This window comes from Paracoccus suum (assembly GCF_003324675.1).
Lineage (GTDB): Bacteria > Pseudomonadota > Alphaproteobacteria > Rhodobacterales > Rhodobacteraceae > Paracoccus > Paracoccus suum.
This window is the reverse complement of sequence record NZ_CP030918.1, coordinates 2,339,720-2,352,268: the sequence shown is the minus strand read 5'-3', so window position 1 is coordinate 2,352,268 and position 12,549 is coordinate 2,339,720. Positions and strand designations below refer to the sequence as shown.

General features: G+C 63.7%; 12 protein-coding genes. 2 read left to right on the top strand and 10 right to left on the bottom strand.

Annotated features, from left to right (window positions below; translation table 11 throughout):
* Window positions 1-131 precede the first annotated feature (131 nt).
* From DRW48_RS11455 to DRW48_RS11430, 6 genes are read right to left on the bottom strand one after another with little or no spacing between them, the layout of a single operon-like run.
* Window positions 132-1,385, bottom strand: coding sequence for a Zn-dependent hydrolase (locus DRW48_RS11455; RefSeq protein ID WP_114076548.1), 1,254 nt, complete (start codon window positions 1,383-1,385; stop codon window positions 132-134).
* Complete coding sequence (locus tag DRW48_RS11450) at window positions 1,382-2,344, bottom strand: ABC transporter permease (RefSeq protein WP_114076547.1); 963 nt, start codon at window positions 2,342-2,344, stop codon at window positions 1,382-1,384. The genes DRW48_RS11455 and DRW48_RS11450 overlap by 4 nt, the downstream gene beginning before the upstream one ends.
* Window positions 2,331-3,851, bottom strand: coding sequence for a sugar ABC transporter ATP-binding protein (locus DRW48_RS11445; RefSeq protein ID WP_162784746.1), 1,521 nt, complete (start codon window positions 3,849-3,851; stop codon window positions 2,331-2,333). Before DRW48_RS11445 ends, DRW48_RS11450 begins: the two co-directional genes overlap by 14 nt.
* Window positions 3,851-4,954 (bottom strand): sugar ABC transporter substrate-binding protein, encoded by a 1,104-nt coding sequence (locus DRW48_RS11440; RefSeq protein WP_114076545.1) that lies wholly within the window; start codon window positions 4,952-4,954, stop codon window positions 3,851-3,853. The genes DRW48_RS11445 and DRW48_RS11440 overlap by 1 nt, the downstream gene beginning before the upstream one ends.
* 29 nt (window positions 4,955-4,983) lie before the next feature.
* Entirely contained in the window at window positions 4,984-6,744 is a 1,761-nt protein-coding gene (locus DRW48_RS11435; RefSeq protein ID WP_114077523.1) for a hydantoinase B/oxoprolinase family protein, read from the bottom strand.
* 10 nt (window positions 6,745-6,754) lie between these two features.
* Window positions 6,755-8,827: a hydantoinase/oxoprolinase family protein gene (locus tag DRW48_RS11430; RefSeq protein ID WP_114076544.1), complete on the bottom strand. Its 2,073-nt coding sequence runs from the start codon at window positions 8,825-8,827 to the stop codon at window positions 6,755-6,757.
* A gap of 115 nt (window positions 8,828-8,942) precedes the next feature.
* On the opposite strand from DRW48_RS11430, the gene DRW48_RS11425 reads away from it, so the two are divergent.
* Window positions 8,943-9,506 carry a MarR family winged helix-turn-helix transcriptional regulator gene (locus DRW48_RS11425; RefSeq protein ID WP_162784745.1) on the top strand — a complete coding sequence of 188 codons (564 nt, stop codon included), beginning with the start codon at window positions 8,943-8,945 and terminating at the stop codon, window positions 9,504-9,506.
* A gap of 76 nt (window positions 9,507-9,582) precedes the next feature.
* On the opposite strand, the gene DRW48_RS15975 is transcribed toward DRW48_RS11425, so the two are convergent.
* Window positions 9,583-9,783 carry a hypothetical protein gene (locus tag DRW48_RS15975; RefSeq protein WP_162784744.1) on the bottom strand — a complete coding sequence of 67 codons (201 nt, stop codon included), beginning with the start codon at window positions 9,781-9,783 and terminating at the stop codon, window positions 9,583-9,585.
* Window positions 9,784-9,832: 49 nt separating this feature from the next.
* On the opposite strand from DRW48_RS15975, the gene DRW48_RS11420 reads away from it, so the two are divergent.
* Window positions 9,833-10,381 (top strand): LysR family protein, encoded by a 549-nt coding sequence (locus DRW48_RS11420; protein ID WP_114076542.1) that lies wholly within the window; start codon window positions 9,833-9,835, stop codon window positions 10,379-10,381.
* A gap of 290 nt (window positions 10,382-10,671) precedes the next feature.
* Here DRW48_RS11420 and DRW48_RS16545 read toward each other — a convergent pair whose 3' ends face one another.
* The 3 genes from DRW48_RS16545 to DRW48_RS11405 all read right to left on the bottom strand — a co-directional run bounded on the left by DRW48_RS16545 (window position 10,672) and on the right by DRW48_RS11405 (window position 12,485).
* Window positions 10,672-10,752 carry a hypothetical protein gene (locus DRW48_RS16545; RefSeq protein ID WP_422385764.1) on the bottom strand — a complete coding sequence of 27 codons (81 nt, stop codon included), beginning with the start codon at window positions 10,750-10,752 and terminating at the stop codon, window positions 10,672-10,674.
* Between the two features lie 919 nt (window positions 10,753-11,671).
* Window positions 11,672-12,091 (bottom strand): zinc-binding metallopeptidase family protein, encoded by a 420-nt coding sequence (locus DRW48_RS11410; protein ID WP_199286089.1) that lies wholly within the window; start codon window positions 12,089-12,091, stop codon window positions 11,672-11,674.
* A gap of 163 nt (window positions 12,092-12,254) precedes the next feature.
* Window positions 12,255-12,485, bottom strand: a complete 231-nt coding sequence (locus DRW48_RS11405; RefSeq protein WP_199286088.1) for an ABC transporter substrate-binding protein — start codon at window positions 12,483-12,485, stop codon at window positions 12,255-12,257.
* Window positions 12,486-12,549: the final 64 nt, after the last annotated feature.

Below are 12,549 nucleotides of genomic sequence, written 5' to 3'. Positions count from 1 at the left end.
CGAGCTCTCTCTCTCGCGGCATTACCGATACGCCCCGCTGCCAAACCGCAGTAGCCCGCTGTAATGTGATCTTCTTCGCCATGCTTGCGACGACGAAGTTTTCTCCACCACTCCATCGCGGCTGCATACCCTCATGCGGTGCCCGCCCTTGCCAGCATTGCATGAAGCAGCACCGACGCTCCCGCCGCGAGATCCTCTGGCGAGGCATATTCCGCGACATTATGGCTGATGCCATCGCGGCACGGCACGAAGATCATCGCAGCGGGCGTGCCCTCGGCAATGTTGCAGGTATCGTGCAAGGCGCCGCTGGCCATTCGCATAGCGCTTTCGCCCAACAGGGCCGCGGCGTTTTCAACCGCGCTGACGCAGTTCGCATCCAGCCGCGTGGGGGAGATCTCGACGCGCTGTTCGACGGTGGCCTCACAACCCGCCGTACGCGCCTCGACGACGCACGCCTCCGAGCAGCGGCGGGCGAGGAGCGACAAGGTTGCCGGATCGGGATGACGGACATCGATGACGAAACGCACATCGCCCATGATGGTCGACGGGCCATCGGTTCCCGGTAGGAATTGGCCAACGCTGACGCGTGCATCGGGCTGCGCCCGGCCAATCTCCGACAGCGCGACCAACATCCGCGCAGACGCCAGCAGCGCGTCGCTCCGACTATCCATCGGCGTCGTGCCAGCGTGACCATCGCGTCCGCGGACCTCGACGTCCAGCCAGACCAGACCCTGGATCGATTCGACCACGCCGATGCGGCGGCCAGCCTGTTCGAGGATGGGCCCTTGCTCGATATGCAGCTCGAAGAATGAATCGAACCGGACCGCGGCGGGCCCGTCCGCGCCGCGCCAGCCGAGCCGCTCAGCCTCCTCGGCAAAGCATGAGCCTTCCAGCGTCGGCGCATTGTCCAGCGCGCCATCGTCGAGAAATCCGGCATACCACCCCGATCCGGTCAGACCGGGGGCAAAGCGCACCCCCTCTTCATTGGTCCAGTTGACGACCGCGAGCGGGGCAACGGTTTCGATTCCCGCGTCGTTCAGGGTCTCGACCACCTCGAGCGCGGCGAGAACGCCGGAAATCCCGTCGAACCTTCCGCCATGCGGTTGGGTGTCGAGGTGACTGCCCGAAGCCACAGGCAGGCGCGCGGGATCCGCGCCGGGCCGCAGAAAAATCATGTTCCCGGCCCTGTCGACGCGCATCTCCATGTTCGCCGCGCGGCCCCACTCGGCGAGCAACCGCCGCGCCTCGGCATCCTCGGGCGTCATGGCCAGCCGGCAGCAGCCGTCGCCCGCGATTGCCCCGATCCGCGCGATGTCCATGTGACGCTTCCACAGCCGCCCACCGTTGACACGGAGCGGCGCGGGCGAACCCTCCGCAGCAGTCATAGCGCCCTCTCTTTCCGTCCACTGACGAGTTGCGAAATGATGACCGCGAGGATCAATGCACCGCCGTAAAACAGATCCTGGACGAAGGTCTGAAAGCCCACTACGGATAGCCCGTTGATCCCGGTCACCAGGAAATAGACCGCTACCACCGAACCCAGTGCGTTGAACCTGCCGGGCTTGATGCATGTCGCACCCAGGAAAGCGGCGGCGAAGGCGGGCAGCAGCAGCGCGGTCCCGGAACTGGGATTGGCCGACCCCGTCGTGCCCGCGTAGAGGATGCCCGCGATCGCGCCCAACACGCCGGATATTACCAGCGCCATCAGCCGGACCCTGCCTACCGGCACACCGCTGAGCCGCGCAATTTCACGTCCGCGACCCGTGAACAGCAGCTGCTGGCCCAACGCGGTGTAGCCGAGCATGTACCAGACGCCCAGCGCCAGCAGCAGCGCATAGTAGAAGCTGAAAGGAATGCCGAACAGACGGTTGATGATGACGTATTTCAACAGCGCGGGTGACAGGCCTCCGATGGTCTGGGAATCGCTGACCCATAGCGTGACGCCGTGCAGGAACGTACCCATGCCCAATGTCACGATCAGCGAATGGACCCGAAAATAAAGGATGATCGCCGCATTGATCGCGCCGATGGCGGCCCCCACCAGCAACATCAGCGGAATGACCTCGCCGATTGGCAGGCCCATCCGCGCGTTCAGGATAGCGGTCAGCATCGAAACCAGCGTCAGGTTCTGCGCGATGGACAGGTCGAAATCCCCCGCGGTCAGCGGCACGATCAGGCCTAGCGTGACGATCACCAGAACGGCTTCCGAGCCGAGGATGGTCGAAAAGTTGGACCACGTAAGGAAGGAGTCGGGCCGCAAGGCCCCGAACAGCAGGATCACCACAATCCAGACAAAGATCAGTCCAAAGCGCTCGGCCTGCTCGGCCCAGTCAGATCGCGTCATGGACCCGGTCCTCTTGATAACAAGCCTCGGCAATGTGCTGTTTCGCGACATGATCGCCCTTCAATTGTGTCTTGATGCGGCCGCGGTCGAAGACCAGCACTCGATGGGCAATGGCTTCCAGCTGGTCGAACTCCGACGTGGCGCAGATCACCGCCGTTCCCGATGCGCAGAGTTCGGCGATCCGCTCGAAAATCTCGCGACGGGCACCGACATCGATACCCTGGGTCGGTTCGTCCAGCAGCACCAGCCTCGGGCCAAGCTGGAACCACTTGCCCAGAACCAGCTTTTGCTGGTTGCCGCCGGAAAGCTCGCCCGCCGCCTGCGCGGGATGACGCGCCTTCACGCCGAACCGGTCCATCAGGACGCGAGTCGCCTTGTTGCGTGCGTCGGGATGGATGGTGCGGCTTTTCCCCAAAAGCGGCAGCATCGCATTTTCGGCGAGGCTGATGTCGAGCGCGAGGCCGGCTTTTTGCCGATCCCCGGGAATGAGAACGATGCCATCCCGTTTTGCGCGGGCAGGCGTGACCGAGGCGACAGCCACGGTTTGCCCATCCACGGTCAGTTGGCCGCCAGCCGCGGATCGCGCCCCGGCGAGCAGATATGGCACCTCGTCATAGCCGGAACCCAAAAGGCCGGTCAGCCCGAGGACCTCGCCGGCCCGCACCTCGAAGGACAGTGGCGACAGGGTCGCGCTCGTCAAATCTTCGACGCGCACCCGAACCGGCGCCGTGTCGACCGGCGCGGGAATTACGCGGCCCCCAGCAACGTCGCTGCCAACGATAGCGCGCACGATAGCGTCTCGCGGCGTGTTCCGTGTCACGAAGGTCGATACCACGCACCCGTCACGCAGGATCGTTGCACGCTCGGTGATCTCCAAGATCTCGTCGATGTCATGCGACACAAAGACGATGCTGACCCCCTGTCCCGCCAGTCTGCGCATGAGGCCGAAAAGCTCGCGCACATCGTCGAGCGGTAGGAACGGGGTCGGCTCGTCGAGGACAAGCACCCCGCCCGTATCAGCAAGCCGGTCGGCGGCGCGGACAATGGCAAACTCCGCCCGCTGCACCTGCGTCAGGTCTTCGACCGGCGTGCGCGGATCCAGTCGCAGGCCGTGCTTTTCGAACAGGGCGCGAGCCCGGCGGGTTTGCGCCGCCCAGTCAATATGCCAGCGGCCAAGATGGCGACGGTCACCTGCGATCAGGTTCTCGATTACCGTCGCCTCAGGCAAAAGGGCCAGGTTCTGGTGGACAAAGGCAAGCCCGTGCCTCTCGCCCTCGCCGGGGGCCAGCGGCAAGGAAACCTGCCGGCCATCAACCTCGAGCCGACCGGCGTCTGGGGCATGCACCCCTGCCAGGACCTTGATCAGTGTGGATTTGCCGGACCCGTTGGTCCCGAGCAGGCCATGGATTTCCCCCGATGCGACTGTCAGGTCGACATCGCGCAGGGCATGGACGCCGCCAAATGACTTCGTCAGCCCCGAGATGGCCAGCCGCGGCGCAGCCTCCACTATTCCAGCTTCCACAGGGACTTGTAGCCCGCCACATAGGCGTCGCCGTAGCCCTCGGACGCTTTCGCCGGCTTGCTGACCCCGTCCATATGCTCGGCATCGAATACCTTCAGCGGGACCTTGGAATCGCGAACTGCGGGAAGGTCGCACAGCAGCCGCATTTCCGCGTCCAACATGGCATGCGAGATCCAGTCTAGGTTTTCGCCGATATCCATCTCGACGCTGCCGTCGCGGATCATGTCCAGCACAAAGGGCGTCCCGTTGAAGGTGGCGACTTTCACCTGAGCCGTCTTGCCCGCGATCTGGATCGCCGGGACCACGAATTGCGACATGCTGTCATAGATCGGGATGATGTAGTTCAGGTTCGCGTTGGTCTGCAGCTTGCCCTGCACCAGCGGCTGGACCTTAGTCGCCCAGTCGACGATCGGAACGTTCGCCAGCTCAAAGGCGCAATCCGGGCAGTTCGCCGCAAATGCGGACTTAAGGCCATCCACGATACTGTCTGTGGATAACGCCTCGTTGGAGGTCAGGACCAGCGCGTTCACCTTTCCGCCGGTCTTGGCGATGGTCCAGTCGGCCATCAGTTCACCCGCCTTGCGGTAGTCGATGGCCGTCGCGGAATCGACACCGGCCGGCGGCTCCTGCTCGAGACCCGTCAGATGCGATGCAACGACCTTAACGCCCTTCCCTTGGGCGCCGATCACTTGCGGCTGAAAGAAGCGGGGGTCCGCGCCGGCCAGCAGGCTGATCAGGTTGAAGCCGTTATTAGCCCCGTATTCCATGCCTTGGATATACTGGGTCGGGCTGCCCTGATTCTCCCACTGGCGATGCTCGAAGCCGAGGGTCTTGGCCAACGCGTCCTTGCCGTCAGCGATAGTCTTGATGAAAGGAATCGCACTGGAGGCCGGGATCGTCAGGATCTTCTTGCCCTTCATGCAGGCGCGGGCGTCGAACGGCTCACCTGGCGCCGTGAATTCGGGTTGACCCGAATACGCCGCGATCTCGGCCTTCGCGGCTTCCACACCGTCCCGGGCGTGGGCCGGCAGCCCCGCGGCCAGCAGCACGGCTACGGCGATAATGGGCGCGGAATTGTGGACGTTCATCTCTTCGCATCTCCTCGGGCTGCTGTTGGTCAAGCGGGTCGGCGCAAAAGCTTCGTTTCGGCGTTGTCGATCGCGCCATCCACGATGGCGACCCCGTACTGCGCGCGGGCATCATCCGCGGTGATCAAGCCGTCCAGAAGGTCGTCGAGAACGGCTTGCGGATCACGTTCGTGCGGATTGCCGTAACCGCCGCCGCACGGACCGACCGCCGTGAGGCGATCCCCGCGTGACAGGTGGCGGTAGGGAATCTTGGACGGCAAAGCCTCGGGGGCAAGATTGCCGCCGCGGGCGAGCTCGATCCGTGCCGGGGCGCCGTCTGCCCCTCCCGCAAAGCCCCAGGGCGCGAACCGCTGCCCGTCGCCTTCGATAGAAACGGCCCCGTCCTCCAACATCTCGAAGGAGCGGACCGAGCCGATACCGCCCCGCCATTTACCCGGTCCGGCCACACGCTCGCGCAGCTCATAGGTCCGCACCCGCAGGGGTAGGTGCGACTCGATATCCTCGACCGGGTTGTTGCGGGTGTTGGCGTAGAGGGTGTCGACCGCGTCCATGCCGTCCTTCCCGGCGCGGCCACCGTACGAGCCCTCCATGATCTCCATGTGCACCCACGGGGCGCCCTGAGACGCGCCGGAGAAAGCCATGACGCGCAAATTACCGATCCCCGCGCTGACCTGCTCAGGAACCGCCGGCGCGATCGCCTTCATGATCGTGTCGGCCAGGGCATTTCCAGGACAGAAACGCGCAATTACAGGGGCCGGAAAGATCGGATTGGCCAGACAGCCCTTGGGGGCATGAATCGTGATGGGCCGCGTCAAACCGCTGTTTTGCGGAATGTTCCCGTAGATTTCGCTGTCCAGCAGGATCGAGCGGAGCGTAAGCCAGACCGCGCAATCCACGGTGCCGACGAAGGGCATGTTGATCGGTCGGTTGGAAGTCTGCGGCGCCGTGCCTGTCAGATCAACATGCAGATCCGAGCCCTTGACGGTCAGGGTCACTTCGATGGGTAGGTCGCGCAGCGCCGGATCGTCGCTGTCAATGTACCCGTCGATGAAAGTGCGGGCATTGTAGCTGCCGTCCGGAAGGCGCTCGATCGCCGCCCGCATCAGCCGCTCGGAATAATCGAGCAGATTCTCATAGGCCGCGGTCACCGCCTCCAGGCCGTATTTATCCAGCAATTCGCCATAGCGCTCTGCCCCGATACGGGCCGCCGCGACTTGCGCCTCCATGTCGCCGACCACGAGGTCGGGAATGCGGATATTCGCGCGCAAGATCTGCCACACGGGCTCGACCCGGCGGCCGGCGTCGTAAACCCGGATTGCCTTGAACTGCAGCCCCTCGGCATAGGTGTCGACCGCGTCGACGATACCGCAACTGCCGGGGGTCAGGGCCCCAATTTCGAGATGGTGCGCGGTCGTCACCGAAAAACCGACCAGCGCGCCATGGTGGAAAACCGGCACGGCAAACCCCACGTCCGGGCCGTGCGAGGCGCCGCCATAGGGGTCGTTGTGCATGAAGACATCGCCCGGCTGCACGTGATCGCCCCGCGCTTCCAACTCGCGTAGGATGCCGGTGATATATCCCGGAATTGGACCGGACTGCAGCGGCGTACTCATGGTGCATTCGCACAGCTGCCTGCCCTGCGCGTCGGTCAGCGCCGCGCCGAAATCCTCGCTCTCGCGGATGATGCTGGAATAGCTCATCCGCATCAGCTTGTGGCCCATCTCAATGGCGATGCTCTCCAGCGCGCCGTGGATGACAGCGGCAAGGAAGGGGTCGATTGGTGACGTCATCGCATCCTCCTCAGGCTGCATCGATCAGGGTCAACATGAGGTTTCCGGCGGCGTCCTGTACGAAACTCCAGCCGGGCGGCACGACCGTGGTGGTATCGATCTGCAGCACGATCGCAGGCCCCTCAAGGGGTTGATCGACCCCCAACTCCTCGCGTTCATAATGGGGGATGTCGTATTCGCCGAGGACGTCATTGACCCGGAACACGCATCGACCACGACCTACCGGCCGCGGCGCGGCACGCTCGGGCGGCCGCGGAGGTCGATCAAGCTTTTCGACCTCGCCGATGCCCCGCGCCTTGACCGTGACAATCTCGATCGGACTATCGGTGAAGGCGTGCCCGTACTCGGCGCGGTGGCGGTCATGGAACGCCTGCCATACTCCCTCCAGTGCAGCCTCGTCCAACAGTCCGGCCGGCAGGTCGATCTTCAGCTCGTAGCCCTGCCCAACGTAGCGCAGATCGCCCTCGCGCAGCAGCTTTCGACGGGCGGGCTGCACGCCGTCCCCCTCGAAAAGGTTGGCCAGTTCCGCCTCCATGTCATCGAAGAGGCCATTCAGGCGATCCACGTCGATCGCGCCTTTGACCGCAAAGGCGGTGCGCAGGACGTGATATTCCAGATCCGCGGTGAGCAGGCCCGTCGCGGAAGTGATTCCCGGATGTCGCGGGATCAGCACGCTGCGGATTCCCAGCATTCCCGCCACTTCGGCAGCATGAAGCGGCCCGGCTCCGCCGAACCCGGCGAGCGTAAAATCCCGCGGATCGATGCCCTTCTGCACGGTGCGCGAACGGATGGCGTTGGCCATGTTGCTGTTCAGCACGGTCAGCGCCCCTTCTGCCGTTTCCTCTGGCCCGCGCCCGAGTTCCGCGGCAAGGGTGGCGATCACCGCCTCTGACGCGGCGCGGTCCAGCGCCATGCGGCCACCGAGGAAGCGCTCGGGCACCAACCGTCCCAGCACGACGTTGGCGTCCGTCACCGTAGGACAGGTGCCCCCACGGCCGTAAGCTGCGGGCCCGGGGTCCGCGCCCGCGCTCTGCGGCCCTACACGGAACGCTCCGCCGGCGTCGATGTGGGCGATCGAGCCTCCGCCTGCACCGATGGTGTGAATGTCAATCATCGGCAGCATCACCGGAAAGCCGGCGATGCTTGCGCTGCGCGCGTCCGCCTCGGCCAGGCGGCCGTCCTGGATGATGCCGATGTCGGCGCTCGTCCCGCCGATATCGAGCGTGATGAGCCGGTCGGTTCCCGAGTGCCGCCCGATCCAGGCGCCGGCGCGAACGCCAGCTACCAGACCCGACAGCAGCGTCGCCGCGGGTTTTTCCGCGATCATCGTGGGCGTCGCCAACCCGCCGCTGGAGGTCATCACGTGAAGCTCGGCCGTGATGCCCAAGCCGCGCATCCGGTCTTCGAGTTCCGCAATGTAGCGGCGGACCTTGGGTCCGATGAACGCCGACATGGCGGCCGTGGTAAACCGCTCGAACTCGCGGAATTGCGGCGCGACCTCTGACGAGGTGGTCACGAAAACGTCCGGCAGCACGCCGCGGACGATTTCCGCCGCGCGCCGCTCATGGGCGGGGTTGACGTAGGAGAACAGAAACCCGACGAGAACCGCCTCGACGCCGGCCTCGCCAAGCTTGCGCGCCGCCTCGGCCACCGCAACCTCGTCAAGCGGCTCCAACTCCTGCCCGGAGGCGTCGAGCCGCCCGTTCACCGTCAGCCGGTGCCTGCGGCGGATCATCGGGCGGCTCTGCCACGGCAAATCCTGGATGATCGAGTAATGCTGCGGTCGCTGGTGGCGGCCTATATGCAGAATATCGCGAAAGCCGGCGTTGGTGATCATGCCGGTCACCGCACCGCTATGGGTCAGCATGGCGTTGGTGCCGACCGTCGTGCCGTGAAATAGCATCTCGATCTCGGCCGGCTTCACACCCGCTAGGGCACAGATGCCGGTGATCCCTTCAACCACCCCCAGCGCCGGATTGGACGGCGTGGACGGCGTCTTGTGGATCGTCACGCGCTCGCTGCCCAGATCCGCTAGCAGAAGGTCCGTGAAGGTCCCGCCAACATCCACCCCAAGTGCCAGCATTCCGCAATCTCCTCCCTCTTCGAATCGAAGTTTGATCCAAATGGATTTATCTTGCAAGCATGGCGGCCCCCCGCCGTGGATTCTAAAAGAGGCCGGTCAGAAGGGATGCGCGGCTATGGACCACAGACGAAAAACGCTGTTCTCGGGCGAGCTCGGTCCGCTGATGCTGCTCAGCCATGTCGTGCTGGGAAACAACCTCGTCACGGACCGCTTCACGCGGCGGCAGTTCGACCTGCCGGTGCAGGCCTGGTCGGCGCTTTACGCCATCTCGCAGTTTCCCGGCATCCGCGCCAAGGAGATCGCGTTTCTCTTTCCGCGCCCGCAGAACACGATCAGCCGCGCTCTGGCGACGCTTGAGGAGCGCGGTCTGATCACGCGCGAGGCCTCGGGTGAGGACGCGCGCGAGAAGCTGCTGTTCATCAGTCCCGAGGGCGAAGCTACCTTGAAGCCGTTGATCAGCGCTTCGCTGGAGCGACAGAAGGAGCTGTTTGGCGGATTGACGGGTGAGCAAACGCGTACGCTGATGAGTCTTTTGGAGCTGGTCGTGGAGAGCCCCGGCCTTATCGACAGTACGGCGATGGACGGCAGCGTTTTCGATCAGGCAGATGGGACTGAGGCGGAGTCACAATCGCGGTGGATCACAGGGGGAAGTTCATCCGCGGGTGCAAAGGCAGAATAATCTGACGGAGCCGGGGGCTAGCTCCCCTCCTTTCGCGACAGATGATCTCACCTACCGCCTCCAAATAAACCCGCGATCAGTCCGACAGGTCATCAAGCTGGAACCGAATCGTCACCTCTTCGATGTCCAGATCGCGTTCCAGGTTGTGCAGCGTTTCATCCTCGATCAGCCCGGCCCGGTGCAGCCGGATCAGCTCGGCGCGCCCGGAGCTGATGCCGGCGTCGAGCAGCTCGAAATGCGCGCGCATCTGCTCCAGTGACGTTGGGCTCGGTTGCATAATGCTCGGTGCCTTTCAGGCGTTTCAGTGATTGTTCGAGCAAGACAGGATGGCGCAGTTCGCCATCCGGGCCAAAGGCCCGCGCCTTGATCTGGGCATGGCGAGCCTGGGCGACGGCATATTCCGCCTCGGCGATGCTCAGGGCACCCCGTTCGACGACAGCATCATGCGGTATCTGTGGCGACGCGACGCGCTTGTGCCCGTCGTGGGCGGCGCGCTGCGCGAGCGGCGCTCAAAGGCCGGGCTGCTGCCTCCTGGCTGCCCGACCATCCGCTACCCGTCCGACAGCTACATGGGACGGATCATCGCCAGCCACGAACGCCGCGCGGTGGCCCGATTAGAGGGCCCGACGGCGGTCGAGTCGGCATTTTCCGTCGGGATGTCCCGGCTGGTTGCTGCGGGTGTCGGGGCAGGCTGGACGCCCCACTCGATCGCTCAGGCCGATCTCGCGACTGGCAGGGCAGTCACGCTGTCCGCTGATTACGGCCGTATTCCACTGGATATCGTATTGTTCGTCCGCCGGTCGAACACACGCGCCGCCACGCTGATCGAGACCCTTTCGTCCGCCGGACCCCCGGACACGCAGTCCTCGTCGTAAGACCAACTGCGCGCAACTCCCGTGCGCTCGAACGGAATCTTGAAGTGACCTGTCCTGACCGAAATTGACAGTTGTTCCCGTGAGGCGAGCGTGAACGGGCCTGTTAGGGACGGAACTCTCCTTCGGTGAGCCCTGACACTAGCCGAAACGCAGACCGAGTGGAGCGCGGCGCGGTAGTCCAGCAAGCACCGATCTGCTCGAGGAGCGAGCGCTAGGGACCGATCCGCCCACTCGGGCGCTCCAACTCCAAAAGCTTTACGCGATCGGGCAAAGCCTACGGGAATGCAACCTTAGTTAAAAGTCGCGCCGCCCTCCACGTATAGAGTTTGACCAGTAGTCAGTGAAGCTTGATCGCTGGCCAGAAACAACACGGAGTTCGCAAGTGGACAACACCGACGTCCCTTCGCGCCCCTAGCGCGCACCACCCCGAACCCGCCATCGGCGCGGTGCGGCTGTTACCTAGGATGGCGGCAACCCCGGACGCGTTGATACTTCCGTCGTTCAGACATTCGGAGCAGTCGGAAAGCCAGCCCTTTGCAGTTGCGGATCGGGAACTAGGAGGGCGACAGCATCCGACCAAAGTAATCTCGGCTCTTAAAAGGCATTTCCTGCCGAGCGGGCGCCACCAGAGTTTCGGCACGAGAGTATATAGGTTTCGATGAACCAATGTGCGCTGAGGGCTCGAAGCAGTTAATCGCGCCGCTGCGTTTGATGGCCGTTTTTGTCGCCATGTCGGCCTATCCGCTGACGGCAGAGCAAGAAGGGGATCTAGTGGGGTCACGATCGTCAAAATCTACACGTCGTTCCTTGTCGACTTGATCGCGCACGTAGATGGTCTTGATCCCCGGAGCGAGTGCCCTCGAATCGTGTTGGGTTGGCCCGAACTGGTCAGGTTGGCGAGTTCTGGCGGACCACCCTGATCGGTAAACGCCGTCATATGGGGCGGCGTTATGCGTGCGAGGTTCCGGAGGCGGTAGCGGGTTTATCGACCCCCTCACGATCCGCCGAGCCGACAGGCGACGACCTGATGCCGCCGCGGATCGAACTGCAGGGCAGCCTCGCAGCGATCCTGCGCGTCAGGCTGGGTGTGGAGGACACTCCGGACGGTAAGACCTCCTGCGAGAAGGAGGTCTTGCACTGCAGAGAATCTGGTTGCGAGGACAGGATTTCGATTATTGCGAAAGATCCTGTCCTGGCCTGGGCTGCGTCAAGCAGCATTCAGAACGGTGCGTCAGCAGGCTGACCAGCCCCTTCACGCCGTCGAGGTAATTTCCTACTCGCATGTTCTCATCAAAGCTGTGCTGACGATTGTCCGAGTTGACCAAGGGCACAATAGCGAAGGGCACGTTCAGCGCCTGGACCGCCGCGCCGGTCGGAACCGTGCCGCCCATCATGCGGATGCGCACTGGATCGGGTGGGTGCATAGTTGCCATAGTGCCCGCTGTGCAGTTCACTCGTGCCGCCGAACACGGTCAAGGTTGCAGCCTGCAGCCCGCGGTTCCCGAAGACCAGCGTCGGCCGGTTGCTCTCGTGCATCGGGCCGTCGAGCACCACCAGCGCGTCGGCCTTCAACTGATCGAGGTTACGTTCGATCACGCCGCCCAGCGTGGGCGAGCCCTGCTCCTCGTCTGAGTCAAGCAATACCTTGACATTGACCGCCGGATCCTCCCCCGCGGCCTTCATCTCATCAATCGCCGCCAACAGCATCATATCGGCGCCTTGTCATCCGAAGATGAGCGCGCTCGCCCGCTACGACGACCGCCCGGAGGTTCAGTTAACGCCGCGTCACATACAAGTATAAGAGGTCGTATCTCGGGTAGTTCCGCACATCCGTGTGTCCGAACTTGACCGGCGAGATGTGGCTGTTGAATGCCTAAGCGGATTCGCCCAGCAGTTCCAAGATCTGGTCGCGGTCGATGGCATGAACCGCCGCGAGGCGGCCCCGCACGTCGTCGAAGGGCGGCTTGTTGCAGCGGAAGTACAGGTACTTGTGCTCGCACGAAAGACTGCTGGAGGCGACAAAGTTGGGATGGTTCTTAACAGATTCAAACTGCTCTGGCTCCGGCCGCTCGCTCGTTTGATATTGGCCGTTCAGCCCCGCCATATTCAGGATATTGAACAGGGCACTCCGTTATGTTAAGTCACTTGAATATCTGTCCTTTAATCTT